Origin of the sequence: Pseudomonas sp. R3-56, assembly GCF_051132075.1 — a bacterium.
In the GTDB taxonomy this organism is placed as follows: domain Bacteria; phylum Pseudomonadota; class Gammaproteobacteria; order Pseudomonadales; family Pseudomonadaceae; genus Aquipseudomonas.
In genome coordinates, this window is the sequence record NZ_CP071657.1 from 2,819,882 (window position 1) to 2,844,173 (window position 24,292).

General features: G+C 62.8%; 20 protein-coding genes. 9 read left to right on the plus strand and 11 right to left on the minus strand.

The window, feature by feature from the left end:
* Positions 1-58: 58 nt before the first annotated feature.
* Entirely contained in the window at positions 59-1,993 is a 1,935-nt protein-coding gene (locus J3P96_RS12785; RefSeq protein ID WP_434657631.1) for a PAS domain S-box protein, read from the plus strand.
* Between the two features lie 67 nt (positions 1,994-2,060).
* On the opposite strand, the gene J3P96_RS12790 is transcribed toward J3P96_RS12785, so the two are convergent.
* The 7 genes from J3P96_RS12790 to J3P96_RS12820 form a co-directional block, all read right to left on the minus strand.
* The gene (locus J3P96_RS12790; RefSeq protein ID WP_305500811.1) at positions 2,061-2,291 is read right to left on the minus strand and encodes a hypothetical protein; all 231 of its coding nucleotides are present in this window, start codon (positions 2,289-2,291) and stop codon (positions 2,061-2,063) included.
* A gap of 63 nt (positions 2,292-2,354) precedes the next feature.
* Entirely contained in the window at positions 2,355-3,629 is a 1,275-nt protein-coding gene (locus J3P96_RS12795) for an FAD-dependent oxidoreductase (protein WP_434657633.1), read from the minus strand.
* Positions 3,626-3,862, minus strand: coding sequence for a 2Fe-2S iron-sulfur cluster-binding protein (locus J3P96_RS12800; protein WP_305500815.1), 237 nt, complete (start codon positions 3,860-3,862; stop codon positions 3,626-3,628). The genes J3P96_RS12795 and J3P96_RS12800 overlap by 4 nt, the downstream gene beginning before the upstream one ends.
* Before the next feature lie 193 nt (positions 3,863-4,055).
* A complete protein-coding gene (locus J3P96_RS12805) occupies positions 4,056-5,171 on the minus strand; it encodes an NAD(P)/FAD-dependent oxidoreductase (RefSeq protein ID WP_434657636.1) in 1,116 nt (371 codons plus the stop codon).
* Positions 5,168-6,100 (minus strand): 4-hydroxyproline epimerase, encoded by a 933-nt coding sequence (locus J3P96_RS12810; RefSeq protein WP_434657639.1) that lies wholly within the window; start codon positions 6,098-6,100, stop codon positions 5,168-5,170. Before J3P96_RS12810 ends, J3P96_RS12805 begins: the two co-directional genes overlap by 4 nt.
* A 109-nt stretch (positions 6,101-6,209) precedes the next feature.
* On the minus strand, positions 6,210-6,881 hold the full coding sequence (locus J3P96_RS12815; protein ID WP_305500821.1) for a GntR family transcriptional regulator: 672 nt from the start codon (positions 6,879-6,881) through the stop codon (positions 6,210-6,212).
* 80 nt (positions 6,882-6,961) lie between these two features.
* Positions 6,962-8,128, minus strand: a complete 1,167-nt coding sequence (locus J3P96_RS12820) for an MFS transporter (protein WP_434657641.1) — start codon at positions 8,126-8,128, stop codon at positions 6,962-6,964.
* Between the two features lie 132 nt (positions 8,129-8,260).
* Between J3P96_RS12820 and J3P96_RS12825 the strand changes: the two genes are divergently transcribed.
* Both J3P96_RS12825 and J3P96_RS12830 read left to right on the plus strand, forming a co-directional pair.
* The gene (locus J3P96_RS12825; RefSeq protein ID WP_434657644.1) at positions 8,261-9,673 is read left to right on the plus strand and encodes a PLP-dependent aminotransferase family protein; all 1,413 of its coding nucleotides are present in this window, start codon (positions 8,261-8,263) and stop codon (positions 9,671-9,673) included.
* Positions 9,674-9,750: 77 nt separating this feature from the next.
* Complete coding sequence (locus J3P96_RS12830) at positions 9,751-11,892, plus strand: TonB-dependent siderophore receptor (protein WP_434657646.1); 2,142 nt, start codon at positions 9,751-9,753, stop codon at positions 11,890-11,892.
* 57 nt (positions 11,893-11,949) lie between these two features.
* On the opposite strand, the gene J3P96_RS12835 is transcribed toward J3P96_RS12830, so the two are convergent.
* A complete protein-coding gene (locus J3P96_RS12835; RefSeq protein ID WP_434657649.1) occupies positions 11,950-12,684 on the minus strand; it encodes an SDR family NAD(P)-dependent oxidoreductase in 735 nt (244 codons plus the stop codon).
* A gap of 325 nt (positions 12,685-13,009) precedes the next feature.
* Positions 13,010-13,216, minus strand: coding sequence for a tautomerase family protein (locus tag J3P96_RS12840; protein WP_030140737.1), 207 nt, complete (start codon positions 13,214-13,216; stop codon positions 13,010-13,012).
* 123 nt (positions 13,217-13,339) lie between these two features.
* Here J3P96_RS12840 and J3P96_RS12845 point away from each other — a divergent pair, with 123 nt between their 5' ends.
* The gene (locus J3P96_RS12845) at positions 13,340-14,263 is read left to right on the plus strand and encodes a LysR family transcriptional regulator (protein ID WP_434657651.1); all 924 of its coding nucleotides are present in this window, start codon (positions 13,340-13,342) and stop codon (positions 14,261-14,263) included.
* Positions 14,264-14,357: 94 nt separating this feature from the next.
* Here J3P96_RS12845 and J3P96_RS12850 read toward each other — a convergent pair whose 3' ends face one another.
* Both J3P96_RS12850 and J3P96_RS12855 read right to left on the minus strand, forming a co-directional pair.
* Positions 14,358-14,789 carry a nuclear transport factor 2 family protein gene (locus tag J3P96_RS12850; RefSeq protein WP_434657653.1) on the minus strand — a complete coding sequence of 144 codons (432 nt, stop codon included), beginning with the start codon at positions 14,787-14,789 and terminating at the stop codon, positions 14,358-14,360.
* A 110-nt stretch (positions 14,790-14,899) separates the two neighbouring features.
* A complete protein-coding gene (locus tag J3P96_RS12855; RefSeq protein ID WP_434630777.1) occupies positions 14,900-15,796 on the minus strand; it encodes a LysR substrate-binding domain-containing protein in 897 nt (298 codons plus the stop codon).
* Positions 15,797-15,998: 202 nt separating this feature from the next.
* Between J3P96_RS12855 and J3P96_RS12860 the strand changes: the two genes are divergently transcribed.
* The 5 genes from J3P96_RS12860 to nahK all read left to right on the plus strand — a co-directional run bounded on the left by J3P96_RS12860 (position 15,999) and on the right by nahK (position 24,167).
* Positions 15,999-17,306 carry an MFS transporter gene (locus tag J3P96_RS12860; RefSeq protein ID WP_434658162.1) on the plus strand — a complete coding sequence of 436 codons (1,308 nt, stop codon included), beginning with the start codon at positions 15,999-16,001 and terminating at the stop codon, positions 17,304-17,306.
* On the plus strand, positions 17,303-18,577 hold the full coding sequence (locus J3P96_RS12865; RefSeq protein ID WP_434657656.1) for a glucarate dehydratase family protein: 1,275 nt from the start codon (positions 17,303-17,305) through the stop codon (positions 18,575-18,577). Before J3P96_RS12860 ends, J3P96_RS12865 begins: the two co-directional genes overlap by 4 nt.
* A 368-nt stretch (positions 18,578-18,945) precedes the next feature.
* Entirely contained in the window at positions 18,946-20,130 is a 1,185-nt protein-coding gene (locus J3P96_RS12870) for a porin (protein ID WP_434657659.1), read from the plus strand.
* Positions 20,131-20,431: 301 nt separating this feature from the next.
* Entirely contained in the window at positions 20,432-21,595 is a 1,164-nt protein-coding gene (gene nosP / locus J3P96_RS12875; protein WP_434657662.1) for a nitric oxide-sensing protein NosP, read from the plus strand.
* Complete coding sequence (gene nahK / locus J3P96_RS12880) at positions 21,525-24,167, plus strand: hybrid sensor histidine kinase/response regulator NahK/ErcS' (protein WP_434657665.1); 2,643 nt, start codon at positions 21,525-21,527, stop codon at positions 24,165-24,167. The genes nosP and nahK overlap by 71 nt, the downstream gene beginning before the upstream one ends.
* The last annotated feature ends 125 nt before the right edge of the window (positions 24,168-24,292 follow it).

Sequence of the window (24,292 nt, forward strand, 5' to 3'; positions counted from 1 at the left end):
TTACTCGGGCTGCAGTTGTTCCATACTCCGCACAAATCCCTCTGATCCCTCGGCCAACATGCTTGAGAACAACCCAAAGACTACCCGCATCAACGAAGAACAGCGCTTTCGGCTGCTTATCGATGCCGTGGTCGACTACGCCATTTACATGACCGACCCGTCCGGCATCATCACCAGCTGGAACTCTGGCGCTCGACGCTTCAAGGGCTACGAGGAATCCGAGATCCTCGGCCAGCACTTTTCCCGGTTCTACACCGATCAGGACCGTGCCGCCGGGCTGCCGCAACTAGCCCTCGATACGGCGGTGCGCGAGGGGCGTTTCGAAGGCGAAGGCTGGCGGGTGCGCAAGGACGGCACGCTGTTCTGGTCCCATGTGGTCATCGACCCGATCATCGACAGCCAGAGCGGCGAACTGCTCGGTTTCGCCAAGATCACCCGGGACCTGACCGATCGCAAGATGGCCGAGGAAACCCTCAAGCAGAGCGAGCAACAGTTCCGCCTGCTGGTGCAAAGCGTCACCGACTACGCCATCTACATGCTTGATCCGGACGGGCAGGTGACCAACTGGAACCAGGGTGCGCAGCGGATCAAGGGCTACCTGCCGGCCCAAGCGATCGGCCAGCACTTCTCGATGTTTTACACCCCCGAAGACCGGGAGGCCGGTGAGCCGCAGCGGGCCCTGAGCATCGCCGCCAGCGTCGGCCGTTTTGAAAAGAAGGGGTGGCGCGTGCGCAGGGATGGCACGCGCTTCATGGCTCATGTGGTTATCGATGCGATTCGCAGCGATACCGGCACACTCCTGGGATTTGCCAAGATCACCCGCGACATTACCGATGCCACGCAGGCGCAACAGGCCTTGGAGCAGGCTCGCGAGGCACTGTTTCAAGCGCAGAAACTGCAAGCGATCGGCCAGCTCACCGGCGGCATCGCCCACGATTTCAACAATCTGCTGACAGTGATCCTCGGCAACCTGGAAATCATGCGCAAGCGCATGCCCAGCGAACCAAAACTCACCCAACTGCTGGACAACGCCGTCCAGGGGGCGCTTCGCGGTGTTTCCCTGACCCAGCGCATGCTGGCGTTCGCCCGTCGGCAGAAGCTCAGCTCCGAACCAGTGGAGCTGGCGACGCTGGTGCAAGGCATCAGCGGCCTGCTGCAAAGCTCGATGGGCCCGTCGATTCATATCCAGACCCGATTTGCCGAGGCGTTGTCGCCGGTGCTGGCCGACGTCAACCAGCTCGAACTGGCGATCCTCAACCTGGCGACCAATGCCCGGGATGCCATGCCCCAGGGCGGCAGGATCTTGATCGAGGCGCAGGAGCGGCTGGGTAGCCAGGCCGGTGGTCCAGGAAGGCCGTTGGGCAACGAGCGATACATTTGCCTGTCGCTCACCGACGAAGGCGATGGCATGGACGAAATGACGCTGGCCTCGGCCGTGGATCCTTTTTTCACTACCAAGGGCGTGGGCAAGGGCACCGGCCTGGGATTGTCCATGGTGCATGGTCTGGCCGAGCAACTGGGCGGACGGCTGATCCTCAAGAGCGAAAAAGGCGTCGGTACCACCGCCGAGCTGTGGTTGCCGGTGGCTGATGAGTCGACCACGGACAAGCCGCCCGCAGTAGAGACAGCTACGCCACCTGTCCACGCGCTGCTGGTATTGGTGGTCGACGATGACAGCCTGGTGATGACCAGCACGCGGTTGCTGATCGAAGACCTGGGCCACCGGGTGCTTTGCGCGCTGTCGGGCCCCCAGGCGCTGGAGTTGTATGAGCGCAACCCGGATATCGACCTGGTGATCACCGACATGGCCATGCCCCAGATGGACGGTGCGCAGTTGGCGAAACTGCTGCGCGACCGTCAGCCGACGCTGCCGATCATCCTGGCGACTGGCTACGCCGAGCGCCTGGAAGGCTTCGCCACGCAGTTGCCACGGCTGACCAAGCCGTTCAAGCAGATTGATCTGGTGCAGGTGATTGGGCAGACGATGAAATAAACCGTCTTGGGGTCGCTGCGCAACCCATCGCGAGCAAGCTCCCTCGCCAGCAAAACGACTTGCGCAGCTACTGGGTATTTTTCTTGAAGCCCCGCAGGTTCATCGCACACAGGCAGAACTGCAGGACGATCAGCGCATAGGCATCGGTGTGCAGACCCCACACCACCCAGAGAATGTTACTGACGATAAAACAACTGAACCCAGCGACCCGCCGGCGGGGTTGGCGTGAGCCGATCAGCCATGCGGCCAATACCGTTACCGCCATCGCGGGCCATTGGACCCATCCCAGATAATCCACGCATTTCTTCCTCTTGCCGTTGATGCTCTACAGACCTTGGCACGGGCGTGGAATTCTTTTTTTTCAAGCACAGGGCCGTTCTCGACTGAACGGGAGATCTTCCAACCTCAGCAACGTTTCAATCCGCGCCGGACTGAAAGGCGGGCGAGGAGCAGGCGGCGTCCAGCCAAGCAGATGCTCCAGCGCCGCACCGCAGACCCGGCCCTGACACGCCCCCATGCCGCAACGACTCGCCAGTTTTGCCTCACGCCAGTTCTCAAAATCGCTCAGCTCACCATAGGCCACGTCTTCACAACGGCAGACCAAGGTGTCGCGTTGGGGCAGGTTCTTCAAATGGGCATCAAGGGCAAAGGCAGTGTTCAAGGCCCGGGCAAAACCTTGCCAGCGTGCACGACCAGGCCACAGACGCTCGGCGGCCGGGGTATCGCCGACAGCGGCGTGGCCAGCGATGGCGCCTTCCACCAGGGCCAGTTCGCTGCCGCCGAAACCGGTGCATTCACCTGCGGCGTAATGATCAACGCGAGTCGTGGCTTGCCAGGCATCGACCGCAAGCGCTTGTCCATCAAGGCCACAGCCTAAAGCCTGGCCCAGCTGGGTATTGGGAATAAGGCCGAAGCCACAGGCCAACCGGTCGCAGGCCAGCTCAACGGTTTTGCCGTGTTGCAACAGCCGCACGCCTTCGAGTCTGTCCTTCCCCAATGCCTCCAACATGTGGCTGCCGGTGCGGTAGTGCGCATCAAACAGGCTGAACGCCTGCAACAATTTGCCCGGCCAGCGCGGCAGATTCGCGGCGAAACCCGCCACGGCGGCGCGGTTGGCTTGCTCGGCGATTCGCAGCAGTTGCGCCCCGTGATGTTTCGCCGTGGCCGCACTGGCAAGTAGCAGCGGCCCGCTGCCGGCGATCACCAAACGTTCGCCACGCACCGGCAGGCCGCCCTTGATCAACGCCTGCAGGCCGCCGGCGCCGGTGACACCGGGCAGCGTCCAGCCAGGGAAGGGCAGCAGCAGTTCACGGGCTCCGGTGCACAGGATCAAGCGGTCATAAGCGATCAGCCAACCCTGCTCGGCGTCTTCTACCAGCAGGGTTTTATCGGCGGCGCTGGCGATCACTCGGGCGCCCATGCGCCAGGACACATTGGTGCAAGCGCGCACACGTTCCCGCAAGCGCCGTGCCTGCTTGGGCAGGTTGGCCTGGGGCCCGTCGCGCCAGATCTGTCCGCCGGGGACCGGGTTGTCGTCGAGCAGCACAATGCGCGCGCCGCTGCTGGACGCCGCCAGCGCCGCCGCCATTCCGGCAGGGCCGGCACCGATGATCAGAATGTCAGTGGATTCATTCATGCCCGGGTGTCCACTTGCATGCCATCACGGCACAGCGTCTGGCAGGCCAGGCGCCGACGACTGTCGATCAGCACCCGGCATTCCTGGCAGATGCCCATGCCGCACAAGGGCGCGCGTCGCTGGCCGGTCACCGAGGTTCGGCTGCAGCCATCGGAGCCCAAGGCCAAAGCCGCGGCGACGGTGGAGCCTTCAGCGATCGAGAGTTTGCGTCCATCAATGCAGAGTTCAAGCATGGTCTCTTACCCTTCAGCCAGATAGAGCCTGGAGCAACCCACCGTGGCGAGGGAACTTGCTCCCGCTCGGTGGCGTAGCCGCCGCAAAACCAGTACACGCGGTGTGCCTGGGTAACCTGCTAGCAACGTATTGGGACCGCTGCGCAGTCCAGCGGGAGCAAGCTCCCTCGCCACGGGAGAGAGGTTCAGGGCTTCAGGCATGGGCAGCTTCTCCCAGGAAACGTTGCGGCAGATAAGGTTGTGCGGCCAGCGGCGCGGTTTCGTTGAACAGTTGCGCGACCAGCAGGTCGGCCGTCGCCGGCGCGGTGGTGACGCCGAGTCCTTCGTGACCCACCGCCAGCCACAAGCCCTTGCGTTGCGGATGCTGGCCCACCAGCGGCAGGCCGTCGGGGCTCGCCGCGCGAAAACCGGTCCAGGCGCGGATGCCGTTGAGATGCGCCAGGCCAGGCATGTAATCGACGGCGCGCTTGAGCATTTTCGCCAGCATCCAGCCCTCGACCTGCGGATCGATGTTGCCAAATTGCCGAGAGGCGCCAATGAACAGTTGTCCGGTCGGGCGCGGCTGGATGTTGCAGGCCACCGATGGCCCGCTGGCGTTGTGGGCGCTGGTGACATAACCCAGTTCGACCAGGGTGTGGGTGACAGTGGCGGGGTAGCGATCGGTAATCAACAGGTGGCCTTTCTTGGGTTCGATCGGGAGCTCCGGGCACAAGTCGGTGGCCTGGATGCCGTTGGCGAGCACCACCGCTTCGGCACTCAGCCAATGACCGTCACTGAGTCGTACGCGGAGGCCGTCCACTTCGCTGACCTCGGCACGTTGCTGGCGAATGTTGTCGTGATCGAGCATCCAGCGGGCGGCGGCGGGCGCATAGAGAATGCCGTCGCCCTTGATCAGCAGCCCGCCTTCCAGTCCCGTCCGCAGTTCCGGTTCGCGCTGCTGCAAAGCGGCCCGGCCAAGCAGTTCGCAGGCTTCGCCGTGGGCCATCAGATTCAGGTACTTGTCGTGGGCCACGGCCATCTCTTCGGCGTTGGCGGCCAGCCACAGTGTGCCGTTATTGCGCCAGGCGCAGCCCTCAGGCAAGGCGGGGGCCAACTCGCGCCATCTCCGCAGGGAATATTGACTCAGGGCCAGCTCCGCCGGGTTGTCGTCGAGCACCAGCAGATGCCCCATGCCGGCCGCCGTGGCGCCGTGCCAGCCGGCGTCCAGCACCAGCACCCGCAAGCCACGCAGGGCCAAGCTCCGGGCGCAGGCCGCGCCGATGATGCCGGCGCCAATGACGATGACATCGGCGACAGGACCCTCGCTCACGGACGAATGCCCCAGGCGAACGGGTCGTCCGGATCGATGATCAACGTAGTTTCGGCGCTGATGTAGGCGCGGCCGCGGATGGTCGGGACGATGCGCTCGCCTGAACGCTCGTAGGAGCCTTCGAATTCACTGCCGATGACACTGGCCTGACGCCAGATCTGTCCCGGTTGCAACTTGCCGTCGGCGGCCAGGCACGCCAGTTTGGCGCTGGTGCCGGTGCCGCAAGGGGAGCGGTCATAGGCCTTGCCGGGGCAGAGCACGAAGTTGCGACTGTCGGCATCGGGATCATCGGCGAACAGTTCGATGTGATCGATCAGCCCGCCGTCCTCGCCCCGAAAGCCCTGCTGTTCCAGAGCCTGCTGGACCGCGAACGTGTAGGCGGTCAAGGCATCGAGATTGTCGCCCGCCACCCGCTGGCCGTGGTCGGCGATCAGGAAAAACCAATTGCCGCCCCAGGCCACGTCGCCCACCACCGGACCGATGCCGGGCACTTCCAGGCGCAACGCCTGGCGATAACGGTAGGCCGGCACGTTGCGCACGCTGACCGAACGATCTTCGTGCAGAGTGGCCTGCACCGTGCCCACCGGCGTCTCGATGTTATGCACGCCGGGGCCGATCCGGCCCAGGTGCGCCAATGACACCACCAGGCCGATGGTGCCGTGGCCGCACATGCCCAGGTAACCGCTGTTGTTGAAAAAGATCACTCCGGCACAGGCCGTCGGGTCCACCGGTTCACACAGCAGGGCGCCCACCAGCACATCGCTGCCCCTGGGTTCCAGCACGCACGCGGTGCGCCAGGCATCATGCTGTTCGGCCAGGCGCTGCCTGCGCTCGGCCATGCTGCCCTGGCCCAGGTCAGGGAAACCGGCGGTGACCAATCGGGTCGGTTCGCCGCCGGTGTGGGAGTCGATCACAGTGATGCGTTTCATGGCGCCACGTCCGTTCAGGTGAGTGAACGCAAGCGTGGCCCGCGCCGAGGGTTGGCGGCTTGAGGGTTTTATCTGTCGCTCGTGACGAAATCGGCACAGCGCGAAGGCATCATCGGCTCGACGGCAGGAATTCGAACAGGGTCTGGCAGACTCCGGCGATGTGTTCGTCCAGCAGCTTCACCGCGCGTTCGACATCACCGGCCCGGCAGGCGTCGAGTATTTCCCGGTGCTCGTGGTCGGCGCGCTCCTTGCCCGCCGACAGGCTCATCTGCATGCGCAGGTAACGTTCCAGCTTGTCGTGGACCGAGCGGATCAGCCCGACCATGAACGGCCGTTGCGCCGGTTCGTAGAGGCAGGCGTGCAGTTGCCAGTTGAGCTCGGCCCAGCGGCCGACGTCATCTTCGCCGATGAACTCGCGACAGATGCTGTCGGCGCGGGCAAAGGTCGCTTCGGTCATGTTGGGAATGGCCAGGCGCAGGACCTTATCTTCGAGCAGCATCCGCACCTCGAACATCTGCGCCAGTTCCGCTTCGGAAATCCGCGTGACCATCGCCCCGCGGTTGCGCTGGAACATCACCAGGCCTTCGGCCTCCAGGCGCTTGAGGGCCTCGCGCACGGGGATCTTGCTGACATTGAACTGCCGGGCGATGTCGTCCTGGCGAATCGGCTCGTCTTCGGCAAAATGCCCGGCCACAATGGCATCGCGCAGGTGACGGGTGATGATTTCCGAAGTGGAAGGGGTGTTGCCCAGGTCGGGCAGGTTGAACTTGGATAATGTCACGGCGGCAGGTCGTTCGGGCTGATTTGGGGATATGGTATACGACTTTGCCTGCGGCGATGTCGAGCGCTGGTGTGGCGAGATCAGCCATGGCATGGCTGAGCGATGAAAGCTTCGCTGCGAACGATCAGCAACCCGGTGACCGCTGCGCCCGCCAGCAGTGCCAGGCCGAACACCAGCAGCGCCATGTCAGCGCCGAAACGATCGGCCAGCAACCCGGTCACCACCACCGGGATGCTGAATCCGACGTAGGCGAACAGGAAAAAACCGGCGCTGCCCCGGGCTTTCTGCGCACCGGCCATGGCGGTCACGGCCGACAACCCGCCGAGGTACAAAAAGCCGTAGCACGCACTACTGGCGCCCAGGGCCCCGAACAGCACCGCGGCCAGGGAGCCGATGCTCGCGCCCCAGGCGAGCAATGCATAGCTCAACGGCAAGACCAACAAGCCCAAGCCGGTAGCTCTGGCCGGTTGCATGCGTCGCACCCAGGGCTGGAAGAGCAGGCCGCAGCTGATGACGGTAAACGTCGACAATCCCGACCAACGCTGCAAATCGTGGCTGGCGAGCACCGACGGCAGGATCGCGATCACCAGCCCGGAAGTGGCCCAGGCCAGCAGCATGGAAAAGCTGTAGGGCAGGCTGCCGGCGGGAAACAGCGGCAGGCGCAGCAGCGGCGCCTGCTCGATTCGCACGGCGGGGTCGGGCAGCCGCCAGACCACGATCAGCGCCAGGCCAGCCAGCACCAACTGCAGCCAGAAACTGCCAGGGGTAACGCTGGGACAGGCGAAAAGAAACAGGCTGGTCAGCGCCGCGCCCAGGCCAAAACCCAGGGAGGTGCTGGCCGTGACCCGGTTGGCCGGTGAACGGCTGTCGGCGGTTGCCAGCAGTTCCGTCATATAGGCGGTCGCGGTCGCCGAGGCCAGCCCGGTCCCGACCCCCATCATCAGGCGCGCCACACCCAGGGCGATCAGGTTGGGCCAGAACACGGTGACCAGCGTCGCCAGCATCGACAGGGCAAGCGCCGCGATGATCAACGGTTTGCGGCCCACCCGGTCGGCCAAGCCGCCGAAGGCCAGCAGCACCGGCAACACCCCCAGCACATAACCGGAGAACGCCACCGCCGTGGCGCCGGCTCCATAGCCGGAAAGCTGCGCATAGGTGGTGTATAGCGGCGCCTGGAGATTGACCGCCAGGGTGATCAGGCACAGTCCGAATGCCAGGCCCCATGAGTGTCGTTGCGATGCGTTCAAGAGCGTTCCTTGAGAGTGCGGAGTCTCGGCGAACTATCGCGGCCGTCCCGCAGGCAAACAAGGAACAGACGGAGGCCTTTTATGTTTAACTGTTTTCGCGAAATTCAAGAACACTTGCAGAGAGCCCGTGTCATGGACCTGAACATCAATCGCAACGCTACGGGGTCCCTGGTCCGGCAACTCGTCGCCAGCGTCAGCGACTGGATAAACGTCCACGGCATTCGCCCTGGCGCCCGCATGCCTTCGATTCGCCAACTGGCGACGGAAAATGGCTTGAGCCTGTCGAGCGTGATCAAGGCCTACGACCAACTGGTCGCCAGCGGTGTACTGGAATCCCGGCATGGGTCAGGGTTTTTCGTGGCGCAACGCCGCCCCGAGGCGTTGGCCCCGGAAGCCGAGGAGGCTGTCGCCTGGAAACTGTTCGATAACCCATCGACCCAACTCAAGCTGGGGTGCGGCTGGCTGCCGGACGCCTGGCGCGACGACAGCGACCTGGGCCAGGCGATCCGCCAGGTGGTGCGCTGCGACAGTCATGCGTTGTTCAACTACAGCACCCCGCTGGGCTCCGCTCCTCTGCGCCTGCAGATCCAGAAGCGCCTGGGCCTGATCGATATTCACGTCGACCAGGCGCAAATCATCACGACCCAGGGCGCCAGTCATGGCCTCGACCTGCTGGTGCGCACGTTGCTCAAACCCGGCGACCTGGTACTGGTGGAAAGCCCCGGTTACTACAACCTGTTCAACCTGCTGAAGCTGCACGGGGTCAAGACGTTGGCGGTGCGGAGGACCGCGCAGGGCCCGGACGTCGCGAGCCTGGAGCGCTTGCTCGGCGCGCATGAGCCGAAGTACTTCTTCGTCAACAGCATGTACCAGAACCCCACCGGCACCAGCCTGGCGCCGAGCGTTGCTTATCGCCTGCTGCAACTGGCGACGCTGCATGACTTTCGCATCATCGAGGACGACATCTACGCCGACTTCCAGAACGGTCCGACCTCACGCCTGGCTTCCCTCGATGCCCTGGACCGGGTGATCTACTTGGCGAGTTTTTCCAAGACCTTGTCCAGTTCATTACGCGTCGGCTACGTAGTGGCCCAGCCGGAAATCATCAACCGCCTGGCTGAAATCAAGATGGTGACCGGCATCGGCTGTTCATTGCTGGCGGAAAACGTCGTGGCGACGCTGTTGGCCAACGGCGCTTATCGCAAGTTGATCCAGCGCTTGCGCCTGCGTTTGAACAAGCAGATGGCAAGCACGTTGCGCCAGCTTGAGCCGGCCCTTTGGGAAGTGTTTGCCGAGCCCTCGGGTGGCCTGTTCATCTGGGCGCGACCCCGGCATGTGCCGGCGGCGCGCGTGCAACGGATCGCCGAGCAATTACAGGTGCAGTTGTCCCAGGGGGCGACGTTCTTGCCGAACGGGGAGGGCAGTGACTGGTTGCGCCTGAACGTGGCGTATACCCAGGATGCTCGTGCCCAGGCTTTTTTCCGCGAAATTGAACAGGAATCGACTGTTGGAACGGCAGTGCTAATGGGAATAGATGTCAAATAGGAATGAGTTGCTGTATCTTTCGCGACCTATTCCTGCCGGTCTCCAGGCTGGCGTTCTTTCGTTAGGATTGTGTGTCGATGCGTCGGATACTCGTTTCTCTGTGTGTGCTTCAGGCTTATTCCATTTCCACCTGGGCAGAAGAACCCGGCACGACGGACAGGGCGCCTTTGGAGCTGCAAGCCACCGATATCGTCGGCACCTCGGACTTCGAGACCGCGCAGGGGCCGGTGAAGGGCTACCACGCGACCCGTTCGGCCAGTGCCACGCGTACCGACACCGCGATTCATGAAACCCCACAATCGATCTCCGTCGTATCCCGCGATGTGGTGGAGGACCTCAGCGCCACGCGTCTTCAGGATGCCCTTGATTACGCCGGTGGCGTCGGCAGGGCCAACAACTTCGGCGGCCAGGGCCTGACCACCTTTACGGTGCGCGGCTTTACCACGGGCGAGTTCTACCGTAACGGTTTTCCGATCAACCGCGGCTATCCGAACATGCCGGATGCCAACACCATCGAGCGGCTGGAGGTACTGCGCGGCCCGGCGACGATGCTCTATGGCCGTGGCGACCCGGGTGGCACGTTCAATATCGTATCCAAGCAACCGCTGGCCGAGCGCACGGTGACCCTGGGCAGCCAGGTCACTGACCAGGGCATGCGTCGCGGCACCCTGGATGCGTCGGGGCCGCTGGATGAAGAAGGGCGCCTGGCTTATCGCCTGAACGTGATCGGCGAGGGCGGCGATACGTTTCGCGATCACGTCGAGACCGAGCGTTATGGCATCGCCCCGGTGGTCACCTGGCAGGTCAACGACACCACGCGCCTGACGTTCGAAGGCGATTTCATGCGCAACAATCATCCGCTGGACCGTGGCTTGACCCATTATCCCGGCCAGCGCGGCACGGCGTCCCGCGATACCTTCTTCGGTGAGAAAGACGCCGGCAAGCTGCACAATGACAACAGCATGCTGCAGGTGCGTTTCGAGCACATGCTCAACGACGACTGGACCCTCGCCGGCGGCACCCAGTGGCTCGACGGCACGTTGCAGGGCAACGCCGTCGAAGCCAACGGCATCGGCGCCGATGGGCGGACCCTGGGGCGCAACTTCAACTATCGCAAACTGGAATGGACTGACCGCGATACGCAGCTCAATCTCACCGGGCATTTCTCCACCGGCGGGTTCGAGCACACGCTGTTGACCGGCGTCGAGTATGAAGACTACGACTATAAGTCGATCATCCAGCGCTCTGCTGCCGGTGCCGGTGCGTATCCGATCGACATCTTCGATCCGGTGTATGGGCAGCCGCGCCCGGCATTGACCCGCACGCCCACCAATGACCAGGAAAACCTCAAGACCTTCGGCTTTTTCATCCAGGACCAAGTGGCGTTGACCGAGCGTCTCAAGATGCTGGCCGGTGCGCGGTTCGAGCGGTTCGAGCATGAGTACGAAACCTTCGTTCCCCAGGCGCGTCCCGGCAGCCGCAACTGGGACGTCACCGACAACGCCGTCACCCCACGCCTGGGCGTGATCTATGACCTGACCGACACGGTCGCCGTCTATGCCAACACCGCCCGTTCGTTCAAACCCAACAACGGCGCCAGCCGCGAAGGGGGCGGGTTCAAGCCGGAGGAAGGCAAGTCTTACGAAATGGGCATCAAATGGGAGGCGCTGGATCGTCAGTTGAGCGTCGATGCGGCGATATACCAGATCGAAAAACGCAACGTGCTGACACCCGATCCGCTGGATTCGACCTTCAGCGTGGCGGCCGGCGAGGTGCGCAGCCGTGGTTTCGACCTGAACGTGGCGGGCAACCTGACGCCGGAGTGGCGCGTGATTGGCGGCTACGCCTATGTGGATGCCGAAGTGACCAAGGACGTCAGCATCCCGACGGGGACGCGCTTGCTCAACGTGCCGAAGAACTCCGTCAGCCTGTTGAACGTCTACGAGTTCCAGGACGGCGGCCTCAAGGGACTGGGCCTTGGCCTGGGCGCCAGGTACGTCGACGAGCGGGCCGGCAACACCGCGGCCACCACCTTCACCATGGACGATTACACGGTGGTTGACCTGCTCGGCTACTACAAGGTCAACGAGCGCATTCGCCTCAACCTCGACCTCAAGAACCTGTTCGATGCGGATTACGAGGAGGGCGCGTTTGGTGGTGTGTACGCCTATCCGGGCGCGCCGCGCACCGTGCAGGCAGGTATTTCCTACACGCTGTAGCGACCAGGCCAAGCTGCACGAAAAACCCCGAAGGTTTCGCCTTCGGGGTTTTGTTTTTTACCACTTGCCGGTGCTCATCCCACCGTCCACCGGCAGGATCGCGCCAGTGGTGAAATCGGCACCGGCCAGGTACAGGACCGCTTCGGCAATCTCGTCGATGGTGCCTACCCGACCGGCCGGGGCCAGGTTGTTGAGGAAGTCACGATTGGCCGGGTCATGCATCGGCGTGTCGATGATGCCAGGCGCTACCGCGTTGACCTTGATGTTGTGTGGCGACAGTTCGAGCGCCAGGGCACGGGTCATCTGGTTGACGCCGCCCTTGATCAGCACCGGCAGCGCTGCCGGCACCTGGATGTTCGGTTGCAGGGCCACCGAGGCGGAGATGTTGATGATGAAACCCTGGCGGCGACTGATCATGTGTGCGGCAGCAGCCTGGCTGGCGTAGACGAGCCCCTTGAGGTTGGTGTCCAACAGCGATTCGAGGTCTTGGGGGCTGTATTCGATGAAGGGTTTTGGCAGGAAGAACCCGGCATTGTTCACCAGCCCGTCCACCGCGCCGAAGACTTCGATGGCTTTGCCGACGAGGGCGGTAGAGGTTGCCGGGGCGGCAATGTCACCGGCCACGCCGATGAAGCCCGCCGGGTGACCGAGCTGGCCGGCCGCGTCGTCCAGGCCCGATTGCGAGCGGGCATTGCCCACCACGTTATAGCCGCGAGCGAGGAACGCCTTGACCAGGCCAAGGCCGATGCCGCTGGACGCGCCGGTGATGATGACGGTTTTCCGATTGCTCATGATGTTGACTCCTGATCACGTTGGGTTAGAACCGCTGCGCCTGGGTTGGCGGGGGTTGAGATCAGGTTATTGATGCGCTCGGGTTTGATAAATGGGGGTTCTGGTACTTGAGTTGATACTTGGTGTAATCAATGGCCGCGATTGGCGCAACTTTCCCTGTGGGAGCGAGCCTGTGTGGGAGCGGGCTTGCCCGCGAAGGCGGCGGTACATCCAACATCGCTTTGACAGACCCACCGCTTTCGCGAGCAAGCCCGCTCCCACAATTGGATATTTGTGGGCAGAAAAAAGCCCGGTCATTCGGACCGGGCTCGTCAGGGATGAAGCGTCATTCCTTGGGCTTGCTTCGATACTCGGTTGTCGTCATGCCCGCGTAACCCCAGTTATCCGTGTCGACTTCCTCGATCACGATATGGGTCAGGTGCGGGTCCTTGCCCAGCACGCGCTGCAGGGTCTCGGTGATTTCGCTGATGACCTGGGCTTTCTGCTCGCGGGTAACGCCGTCGCGGGTGATACGAACATTGACGAAAGGCATGATGCACTCCAGTTGAGGAACGTGCGCAGCAGATGCCGCGCAATCGATGACCACTGTATTTATACGTCACGGGCTGATAAACAGGCATCGGGAATCTTCTGTTGATACGCGGTGTAATGAATCATGAAGCGGCATTTCGAAGATTTGCAGTTGGGCAGCATCGAATTGTTCTGCCTGGCGGCCGAGGCGGGCAGCTTCACGGCGGCCGCCCAGGTGGCCGGGGTGACTCCGGCGGCGGTGAGCCGGTCAATCTTTCGCCTGGAGGAGCGCCTGGGTTCGCGGCTGTTCGTGCGTACCACTCGAAGCATCCGGCTGACCGATGCCGGCCGGACCTTTTTTGAGCAATGTCGCCAGGCGTTGACGCAACTGGTCGAGGCGCAACAGGAAGTGATGGGCGCGCAAACGGTGCCGTCCGGGCAACTGCGCATCAGCGTGCCCACGACTTACGGTCATCATCGCATCCTGCCGCTGCTGCCGGCATTTCGCGCGTTGTACCCGCAGGTCAGCGTGGATGTCCACCTGAGCAACCGCAACATTGACTTCGTTGCCGAAGGTTATGACCTGGCGATACGGGTACGCGCCCAGCCGGATTCTTCGATGATCGCCCGGTTGCTGGAGGACGCCGGGTTGGTGGTGGTTGCGTCCCCGGAGTACCTGCAACGGGCCGGCACGCCGCTCACCCTGGAAGACCTCGACTTACACGAATGCATCCAGTTCGAACTGCCCAGCAGCGGGCGGCGTATCTCCTGGCTGTTCAATGTCGAGGGCAAGGAGAAGGAGGTGTTCGGGCAGGGCGGGTATTGCTGCTCCGATGATGTGCTGGGCGGCGTAACGCTGGCCAGGCATGGCGCGGGATTGTTCCAGACCTACAGATTCATCGTGGAAAAGGAATTGGCGAACGGGCAACTGGTGGAGGTGCTGGCGCCGTTCGCGGGACGCTCGCGCCCGTTCACCTTGCTGTACCCCCACGGCCGTTACGTGCCGCAGCGAGTGCGGGCGTTTGTGGATTTTCTGTTGGGGTATCGGCAGCAATGGGCCGAGGGCTGAAGCAGGCGCCCGGCCTGGCCGGATTCCCCGTGGCGAGGGAGCGGGCTCCCTCGCCACGATGGATCACCAATATTTCAAATAACGCTACTCGCGATCAGAACCGAAACGCCTGACGCCCGATCAGCAGCCACTTCCCATTCTGCTTCTGCCAGATCTGGAAGTTCTCGATTTCCGTCGGGATCACTTCGGTGCCCTTGAGTGCTTGCGCGGAAAAATGATTGCGCACCAGGGCCACATCGCCTGACAGGGTGATTTTCTGATTCTTCATCTCCAGGGTCTTGAACGCGCTTTTTCCGGTTTCGATGTCGGCGATGAAGGCTTTCTTGTCCTGGATGTTGCCGCTGGAATGGCCGTAGGTCAGGTTCTCGCCGGCGAGCGCCTGAAGCTGGGGAATGTCCTTGTGCAGCATGGCCTGGGTCAGGTGGTCGACCGCTTCGGCAACCTCTTTTTCAGCCGAGGCGGGGGCGGCTGCGGCGTAGCCGCTGAACAGGCACAGGAAGCCGATGACCGATAGCGCTTTTTTCATGAGAATTTCCTTGTTGTTGTAGGTATGCAGGAACGAGGCGTGAGCTCTCGTCGGTCATCGTACAACTTGTCAGGAAAGACTGGAATAGCCACGTGGTCCCGTAAATGTTCTTACAACCCCTCCCGAACCGCCCCGCGAATCCCCTCCAACAGCATCGTGAACGCCGGATTGTCGTTATCCTCCCGCCACACCAGATGCAGTTCGCTTTGCACGCCTTCGCCCAGGTCGATCTCGCGAAACACCACTTGCTTGAACACCACGCTGGTCGCGCACCGGGGCACCAGCGCCACGCCCATGCCGGCGTTGACCAGTGCCAGGATGGTCAGCGATGAACCGAGCCATTGCACGAACTGCGGGGCGACGCGGGCCGAGCGCAGCATGCCGGTGAGCAGTTCGTTGAAGGGTGGGTAGGCGGAGTGGGAGTACATGAGGAACGGTTGCCCGTCCAGATCCTGCACGCTGACAGACTCGGCGCTGGCCAGCGGATGGCCGGCCGGCACGGCCAGGACGAACGGCTCGCGTACCAGGCATTCGGTCGCGTAGCCGGTTTCCAGCAACGGCGAACGAACGATGCCGAGGTCGATGCGCCGGGCGCGCAAGGCTTCGTGCTGCTGGTAGGTGTTCATCTCCGCGAGGACGATCTTGACCTGTGGCTGTTTGAGCCGCGCCTCGGCAATGACTTTGGGCAGGAATTCATACACCGCGCTGCCGACGAAGCTGATGGTGACCGAGCCGATATCGCCCTGGGCAAAACGCTTGGCGGCCTCGGCGGCTTGTTGCGCCTGTTGCAGCAGGTTCTGCGCTTCGATGAAAAATGCCCGGCCGGCTGCGGTGAGGGCGACGCTGCGGGTGCTGCGGGTAAACAGCTCGACGCCGAGGTGATGCTCCAGCAACTGGATCTGTCGACTCAAGGGCGGCTGGGTCATGTTCAGGCGTTCGGCGGCCCTGCGGAAATTCAGTTCGGTTGCCACTGTGGTGAAGCAGCGCAGTTGGGCCAGTTCAAACATTGATTCAATCCTGGTATCAATCAAGTGCCAAGTTAGATTAGACGGGAACAATCCCTCGCGTCCATCATCAATCCGCTCCTCGCAAAAGCACAAAGCCCCACAAAAACAAGATTGGGAGGCACCCTTGAATCACGTATCGGACTCGACCCTGGCCACCGCCGCGGCCAAGGTCAAACGTCACGTCCTGCCGTTGGTGGTGGTGATGTTCATCGTCAACTACATCGACCGCGTCAACATCGGCTTCGTCCGCAGCCATCTGGAAACCGACCTGGGCATTGGCGCAGCAGCCTATGGCCTCGGTGCCGGGCTGTTCTTCATCGGCTACGCGCTGTTCGAGGTGCCGTCCAACATGCTCTTGCAGCGCTACGGCGCCCGGGCCTGGCTGACGCGAATCATGTTCACCTGGGGCGCGGCGGCCATGGCCATGGCGTTCGTGCGTGGCGAAACCAGTTTTTATGTGTTGCGCTTCATTCTGGGCGCGGCGGAGGCGGGCTTCTTCCCCGGCATCATCTATTACTTCACCCAATGGTTGCCGGCCAACGAGCGCGGCAAGGCGATGGCGATCTTCCTCAGCGGTTCGGCGATCGCCTCGGTGATTTCCGGGCCGGTATCCGGCGCCTTGCTGCACATCAGCGGGCTGGGCCTGCATGGCTGGCAATGGATGTTCCTGATCGAAGGGGGCGCGTCCATCGTGCTGTGCGGGTTTGTCTGGTTCTGGCTGCAATCGCACCCCAGCCAGGCCAAATGGCTGACCGCTGAAGAAAAAACCGTGTTGATCGCCGCCATCGCCGAAGAGCAGCGGGCGCGGGAAGCCGCCCAGGTCATCAAGCCTTCAATGTTCAAATTGCTCGCCGACCGGCAGATCGTGCTGTTCTGCTTCATTTATTTTTCCATTGCCCTGACCATTTATGGCGCCACGTTCTGGCTGCCGAGCATGATCAAGAAGATGGGCAACCTGGGGGATTTCCAGGTCGGCTTGCTCAACTCGATTCCGTGGATCATCTCCATCGTCGCGATGTACGGCTTCGCTGCCCTGGCCGGCAAGTGGAAGTTCCAGCAGGCCTGGGTCGCGGTGACGCTGGTGATCGCCGCGTTCGGCATGTTCATGTCCACCACCGGCGGGCCGATCTTTGCCTTCGTCGCCATCTGTTTCGCGGCCATTGGCTTCAAGGCCGCCTCGGCGCTGTTCTGGCCGATCCCCCAAGGCTATCTCGACGCCCGCATCGCGGCGGCGGTGATTGCCCTGATCAATTCCATCGGCAACCTCGGCGGCTTCGTCGCCCCGACGGCCTTCGGATTCCTGGAGCAGACCACCGGTTCCATCGAAGGCGGCCTGTATGGGTTGGCGATCACCTCGCTGGTTGCCGCCGTGGTGATCTTTTTCGCCCGGACCCAACCGGGGCGCGGCAAACCTGGCGCGCTGTCCGGCCAGCTTGAAGACTCGATCGAAGCTGACCTGCTGAACAAATCTCAAGCCCTGAAACCTGGCCCATCGGGAGCCGCTGCATGAAGATCAAACGCGTTACCGTGACCCCCATCGCTTTTCGCGACCCACCTTTGCTCAACGCCAGCGGCATTCATGAGCCGTTCGCGCTGCGCTCGATCATCGAGATCGAAAGCGACAACGGTTACATTGGCCTCGGCGAGAGCTACGGCGATGCGCCGGCCCTGGCGATCCAGCAGCAGGTACAGAACCAGTTGATCGGCCTCGACCCGTTCAATCTCAACCAGTTGCGCGCTATCGTCCAGGCCACCGTGGCTGCCCACAAACCGGCGAGCATCGCCGGGGCGGAACTGGCGCCGGGCTCCCATGCGAGCAAGGCAGTGAGCAATGCCTATTCCGCTTTCGAAGTCGCTTGCCTGGACTTGCAGGCGCATTACCTGAATGTGCCGCTGGTGGATTTGCTGGGCGGTGCGATCCGCGACGAAGTGCCGTTCAGCGCCTACCTGTTTTTCAAATACGCCGAGCACATCGATTCACCGTATCCCGCGGACAGTTGGGGTGAAGCGCTGAACGAGCAGCAGATCGTCGCCCAGGCCCGACGGATGATCGAGGAGTACGGTTTCAAGAGCATCAAGCTCAAGGCCGGGGCATTGGAGCCGGAGCATGAAGTGGCCTGCATCAAGGCCTTGAAACAGGCTTTTCCTGGCTTGCCGCTGCGCATCGATCCCAATGGCAACTGGTCGCTGGAGACCTCTATCCGCATGGCCGAGCTGCTCGGTGATGACCTGCAATATTACGAAGACCCCACGCCCGGGCTCGAAGGGATGGCCGCGCTGCACAAGCGCACGGGCCTGCCGCTGGCGACGAATATGGTGGTCACCGACTTCGACGAATTCCGCCGCAGCGTGGCGCAGGACAGCGTGCAGATTGTCCTGGCTGACCACCATTACTGGGGCGGGCTGCGCGATACCCAGATGCTCGCGAAGATGTGCGAGACCTTTGGTCTGGGCGTGTCGATGCACTCCAACTCGCACCTGGGCATCAGCCTCATGGCCATGGCCCACGTGGCGGCTTCGGTGCCGAACCTGGACTACGCCTGCGATACCCATTACCCCTGGCAGGAACCGGATGAAGAAGTGATCAAGGGCGGCAAGCTGGCATTTGTCGACGGTTGCGTGAAGATCACCCGGGCGCCGGGCCTTGGCCTGGAGCTGGACCGCGATCAACTGGGCAAGCTGCATGAGCAGTTCCTCAGTTGCGGCATTCGCCAGCGCGACGATGTGCGGCAGATGCGGCGCTACCGGCCGGACTGGACCACGGTCAAACCGCGGTTCTAACATTTCCCAAGGGGGGCCTGCTGCGCAGGCCAGCGGGAGCAAGCTCCCTCGCCACAAGAGCTGGGTATGGCTTCAAGCTTGAGGACGGGCGCAATCCCGTGGCGAGGGAGCTTGCTCCCGCTGGGCTGCGTAGCAGCCCCTAGACCAGACAACTCGGTACCATTGCCCAATGAACTGATCGCTCAGACCACCCAGCGGCCCCCACCCAAAGTACCGCGCCCGCCAGCCTCGCCGTCTTACACCCAAACTGCTGCGCCGTGCCGGCGCTGCCAAAGCAGCCGGCAATCCCCTCCAAGGCAGCGTATGACCCGCCCGGGTGCCTTTCGATAATCGCCTCCGACATCCCGTCCCCTGTTGCGGAGCGCGCCATGCACAACAATAAGAATACCTGCCTGCGTTTTTTGCCTGCGGTCATCGCCGGCCTGTCGAGCCTGGGCCTGACGCCCTGGGCGCAAGCCGAAATCATGCTGTACGACAAGGACCAGACCACTTTCTCCACCGATGGCTACATCAACGCCTTCTACGTCAACAGCGACGTGGACCGGGCGGGGGAGCAGTTCGACCGACGCCAGTCGCGGGTCAAGATGGGCTTTTTGCCCAACTACCTGGGCTTCAACATGGGCAAGCAGGTCGAAGACCTCAAGCTCGGCGCCCGTGCCTCGTTCTGGGTAACCATCAACGACAGCGAAACCAACGGCACCGACACCGCCATCGACGTGCGGCAGTTCTACGGCACCGTCGCCAATCCGGAGTGGGGCGAGGTGCTGATCGGCAAGGACTTCGGCCTGTTTGCCCGTTCCAACATCTTGCTTGATGAGTTGCTCGCCGGTTACGGCCAGGTCAGCGACACCCTCGGCCTGGTGGACGGCGGCGGGGTGTCGTTCGGCAATATCGGCAGCGGCTACCCATACCCGTTCCCGACTTCGCAGATCACCTATCGTACTCCGGTGATGGACGGGTTGCGTGTGGCGGTGGGCATCATGGACCCGGTGGACACCAACGACAGCAGCGCCACCGGCAAGGCCTACCAGGAAAACCCGCGTACCGAGAGCGAGGTCACCTATCAGTTCGATCTCGGCGGGGCGAAAATCTACAGCTGGCTGAACGGCAGTTACCAGACCTCGGATAACACCGATACCAGTGTCGAATCGGTCACCTCCAAAGGCCTGGGTTATGGCGTGCAAGCGAAGATGGGCGGGCTCTCGCTCACCGGCTCCGGGTTCCAGGCCAAGGGCATCAACCCGTTTTTCACCAATAACGCCGGCGAGGCCACGCTGCGCAACGTCGACAGCAAGGGCTACCTGCTGCAAGGCTCCTACAAGCTCGGCAAGAATCGCCTGGCGCTGTCCTACGGCAAGACCGAGGACGACGGCAACGGAGTGGTCGGCAGCGGTGCCGACTACGAGACTCGCGGTGTCGCGCTGTTTCATGACATCAACGACAACCTCAAGCTCGTCGCCGAATACAACCAGTTCGAAATCAACGGCCACGACACCAGCGCGCAGAACGAAGACACCGACACCTTTGCGGTGGGGGCCGTGCTGACCTGGTAAGGCACGTGGCGAGGGAGCTTGCTCCCGCTGGGGTGCGCAGCAGCCCCTTGAACTGGGATTGAGGTATATCAGGCTCATTCAGTCAGATTTTCGGGGCTGCTTCGCACCCCAGCGGGAGCAAGCTCCCTCGCCACAAAAGCATCAATCCAGGTTTTCGTGGCAGCCCCTGCCGTGCGCATCGCGGTCGGGGCCGCCACGGTTCTCCTCCCATGGAAGTGTCCACCCGCTACCCAAGTAGCATTCGTCCGCCGGGCGCGGGTTCGTACACTCAGGGCTCTATCACGCACCGTCGGAGGCGCAGATGCAGCAGGCCCAGAGCGAAGGTGTGGTCAGCGCCATGTCCCAGGCAACGGATGTCGAGCAAGTGGCCCAGGAACTGGCGCGACAGCTGTTGCACCCGTACCTGGGTTTCGTGCTGTTTTTCTGTTCCGCCGAATACAACTTGCCGGCCCTGGGCCAGGCGCTGTCTCGCAGTTTCGGCGGGATTCGCCTGGTCGGTTGCACCAGCGCCGGGGAAATCACCCCGCAGGGCTACGGTCGTAACTGCGTGACGGCGGTGGGGTTCGATCATCGGCATTTTTCCATTGCCGCCGAGCTGATCGGCGAGATGGAGCACTTCAGCCTGATCGACGCCCAGCAGATGGTCGAGCGACTGGCCGGTGGCTGTCGCAGCAACGTCCTGGCGCCGATCAAGGGCCACAGTTTTGCCTTGACCTTGCTCGACGGCCTGTCCAGTCGCGAGGAAATGGTACTGGCCGCGTTGAGCGCAGCCTTGGGCGACATCCCGCATTTCGGTGGCTCGGCCGGCGATGACAATTACCTGACCCACACCCACGTCTACTTTGAAGGCCAGTTCCACAGCGGCGCCGCCGTGGTGGTGCTGATCAATACCTGGCTGGAGTTCGAGGTGTTCACCACCCATCACATCCTGCCTCGCCAGGAGAAGCTGGTGGTGACCGGCGCCGACAGCGCCTCGCGGCGGGTCTACGAGCTCAATGCCGAACCCGCCGCCGAAGAATACGCCCGGCATATCGGTGTGCCGGTCAGCGCGCTGAATTACCGGATATTTGCCGCCCACCCATTGGCCGTGCGCATCAACGATCAGTACTACGTGCGGGCGATCCAGCAAGTCCACTCGGACCTGAGCCTGAGTTTTTATTGCGCCGTAGAGAACGGCATCGTGCTCACGGCCATGCGCCCGGGGCCTCTGCTGCAAAACCTGCAAGCGCTGTTTGACGGCTTGCAGGAGCGCCTGGGTGACTTGTTATTGACCATCGGCTGCGACTGCTTCCTCAGGCGCCTTGAGCTGGAAGACAGCGCTGGCCTGGAGCAGATCGGCCAGTTCCTGCGCGAACAACGGGTGATGGGGTTCAACACCTATGGAGAACAGTTCAATGGCATGCACATCAACCAGACCTTCACCGGAGTTGCCATTGCCCGTCATCGCGTCCCCGGTCATCGCTGAACTGCAGGCACAGATCGCCGCCCTGCAACACGACAACCACAAGCTGCGGCGCATCAACGCGGCGCTGATCGAGCGGGTCGAATCCGGCGTGACCCGTGGCAGCGACCCGTACGCAGCGTTCCAGCATTCGGTGGTGCTGGCCGAACAGGTCCGCGAGCGCACCGACGCCTTGAACCAGGCGATGGCCGAGCTCAAGGCCGGCAACCATCTGCTGGGCGAAGCCCGGCTGCGGGCGGAAACCGCCCATCGCCATCTGATCGATGCGATCGAGAGCATTTCCGATGCGTTCGTGCTGTTCGACGAACAGCAACGCATTGTCCTCTTCAACAGCCGTTTCAAGGCGTTCTGGGCCCACAGCCGGGTGCGGATCATCGCGGGGATGCGCCTTGGCGAGGTCAAGCGCCTGATGACCGCCAATGGCCTGTTCAGCGAAGAAACCCGCGGCCAGCCCGATGAGCCGGTGCTGTACCGATTACAGAACGGCCGCTGGCTGCAGGTCAGCGAACGGCCGACCCAGGAGGGCGGACGGGTGTTCCTGTTTACCGATATCACTGACGTCAAACTCAGCGAAACCGTACGCCGTGAGCAAGCCATCGCGCAGAAATCCCACTTGCTGCAGCGCGCGGTGGACAACCTGTCCCAGGGCGTAGCGATGGTCAATGCCCAGGGCGTATTGGAATTGTGGAACCGGCGCTTCCTGGAACTCAGCGGCCTGGCGCCGGTGGCGGCTCATCGGCCATTCAACGAGGTGATCGCCGACAGTGAGCTGCAACTGCTGACGCCGGCCAGTCGCGACGGCAATGGGCGGTTGATCCAGGAGTGCGAACAGCGCCTGTCCGATGGCCGGGTCCTGGAGATCCGGACCCATCCGCTGCCGACCGGCGGCTACGTCAATACCTTCACTGACATTACCGAGCGCTACCAGCATGCCGAGGCACTGAGCGAAAGCGAGCGCTGGATCCGCTTGATCACGGATCACGTACCGGCACTGATCGCCTACCTCAACGCCGACCTGGTCTACGAATTCACCAACAAGGTCTATGAGCAGTGGTATTGCTGGCCGCGGGGAGTGATGCTCGGCCAAAGCCTGCGCGAAGCCCACAGCGAGCAGCATTACCAGCGCCTGGAAGCCTACGTGGCCCGAGCGTTGGCCGGGGAGAGCGTGACCTTCGAATTCGCCGAGACCAACATCAACAACCAGGAGCGCTACATGCTGCGCTCCTACGTGCCCAATCGGCTGGCCAACGGCGAGGTGGTGGGCATCTTCGTGCTGATCCGCGACATCACCGAACGTCGCCGCACCGCCGAGGCCCTGCATCAGGCCTACCAGAACCTGGAGCAGCGCGTGCAGGAGCGCACGGTCGAGCTGACCACGCTCAACGACCAGTTGCTACGCGAGATCGACGAACGCAGCCGGGTCGAGCTGCGCCTGCGCGAAGCCAAGCGCGAGGCCGAGCGGGCCAACCTGTCGAAAACCAAATTCCTCGCCGCGGTCAGCCATGACCTGCTGCAACCGTTGAACGCGGCGCGGCTGTTCACCAGCGCCTTGCTCGAACGCCGCGAACCGGTGGCGAACGCGCAACTGGTGCGCAACGTCAGCAATTCGCTGCAGGACGTGGAAAACCTGTTGGGCACCCTGGTCGATATTTCCAAGCTGGATGCCGGGGTGATCAAGGCCGACGTGGCGCCGTTCGCCCTCAGTGAGCTGCTCGACACCCTGGCCGCGGAATACCTTCAGGTTGCGCGTAGCGAGGGCCTGGCGTTGCGCTTCGTGCCTTGTTCGGTGCTGGTGCGCAGCGACATCCAGTTGCTGGCGCGGATCCTGCGCAACCTGTTGAGCAACGCCATTCGCTACACCCCCAACGGGCGGGTGGTCCTGGGTTGCCGACGTCACGGTAACCGTGTCTCGATCGAAGTCTGGGATTCCGGTATCGGCATTGCCCAGGATCGGCTGGAGGAAATCTTCCAGGAGTTCAAGCGTGGGGACGTCCAGCGCCCGGACCAGGATCGCGGACTCGGCCTGGGGTTGGCGATTGTCGAGAAGATCGCCGGGATCCTCGGGCATCCGATCAAGGTCCGCTCCTGGCCGGGCCAGGGCTCGGTGTTTGCCATCGAGGTTCCGCTCAGCGCCACCGCGCCCAAGCCGCTGGCGTGCCTGGATATGAGCGAGCCGATGCTCGAACGCCTGCGTGGCGCGCGGGTCTGGGTGCTGGATAACGACGCGGCGATCTGTGCCGGCATGCGCACCTTGCTCGAAGGTTGGGGCTGCCGCGTGGTGACTGCACTGTCGGAACAGGACCTGGCACGCCAGGTGGACGATTGCCGCGCCGAGGCGGATTTGCTGATTGCCGACTATCACCTGGACCACGATCAGAATGGCATGGACGCGGTGGCCCGGATCAACGCCTGCCGCACCTCACCGATCCCGGCCATGATGATCACGGCCAACTACAGCAACGAACTCAAGCAGCAGATCCGCGAGCGCGGGCACACGCTGATGCACAAGCCGGTGCGGCCGATGAAGCTGAAGATTGCGATGAGTCATTTGTTGGGCCAGGCAACCAGCCGTTGAGAAGAACCGCTTTTTGTGGCGAGGGAGCTTGCTCCCGCTGGGCTGCGCAGCAGCTCCCATCCATTCAAATCAACCAGACTGACACACCGCGTTGCCTGGGTTTGGGGCCGCTGCGCAGCCCAGCG

Bases quoted from the DNA above. Each gene is read 5' to 3' on its own strand.
- nahK (WP_434657665.1), top strand. From the start codon at position 21,525: ATGGCATGCACATCAACCAGACCTTCACCGGAGTTGCCATTGCCCGTC.
- J3P96_RS12840 (WP_030140737.1), bottom strand. From the start codon at position 13,216: ATGCCTTTCGTCAATGTTCGTATCACCCGCGACGGCGTTACCCGCGAG.
- J3P96_RS12855 (WP_434630777.1), bottom strand. From the start codon at position 15,796: ATGTTTGAACTGGCCCAACTGCGCTGCTTCACCACAGTGGCAACCGAA.
- J3P96_RS12825 (WP_434657644.1), top strand. From the start codon at position 8,261: ATGGACCTGAACATCAATCGCAACGCTACGGGGTCCCTGGTCCGGCAA.
- J3P96_RS12810 (WP_434657639.1), bottom strand. From the start codon at position 6,100: ATGAAACGCATCACTGTGATCGACTCCCACACCGGCGGCGAACCGACC.
- J3P96_RS12850 (WP_434657653.1), bottom strand. From the start codon at position 14,789: ATGAAAAAAGCGCTATCGGTCATCGGCTTCCTGTGCCTGTTCAGCGGC.
- J3P96_RS12830 (WP_434657646.1), top strand. From the start codon at position 9,751: ATGCGTCGGATACTCGTTTCTCTGTGTGTGCTTCAGGCTTATTCCATT.
- J3P96_RS12865 (WP_434657656.1), top strand. From the start codon at position 17,303: ATGAAGATCAAACGCGTTACCGTGACCCCCATCGCTTTTCGCGACCCA.
- J3P96_RS12795 (WP_434657633.1), bottom strand. From the start codon at position 3,629: ATGAATGAATCCACTGACATTCTGATCATCGGTGCCGGCCCTGCCGGA.
- J3P96_RS12800 (WP_305500815.1), bottom strand. From the start codon at position 3,862: ATGCTTGAACTCTGCATTGATGGACGCAAACTCTCGATCGCTGAAGGC.
- J3P96_RS12835 (WP_434657649.1), bottom strand. From the start codon at position 12,684: ATGAGCAATCGGAAAACCGTCATCATCACCGGCGCGTCCAGCGGCATC.
- J3P96_RS12845 (WP_434657651.1), top strand. From the start codon at position 13,340: ATGAAGCGGCATTTCGAAGATTTGCAGTTGGGCAGCATCGAATTGTTC.
- nosP (WP_434657662.1), top strand. From the start codon at position 20,432: ATGCAGCAGGCCCAGAGCGAAGGTGTGGTCAGCGCCATGTCCCAGGCA.
- J3P96_RS12785 (WP_434657631.1), top strand. From the start codon at position 59: ATGCTTGAGAACAACCCAAAGACTACCCGCATCAACGAAGAACAGCGC.
- J3P96_RS12870 (WP_434657659.1), top strand. From the start codon at position 18,946: ATGCACAACAATAAGAATACCTGCCTGCGTTTTTTGCCTGCGGTCATC.
- J3P96_RS12860 (WP_434658162.1), top strand. From the start codon at position 15,999: ATGTTCATCGTCAACTACATCGACCGCGTCAACATCGGCTTCGTCCGC.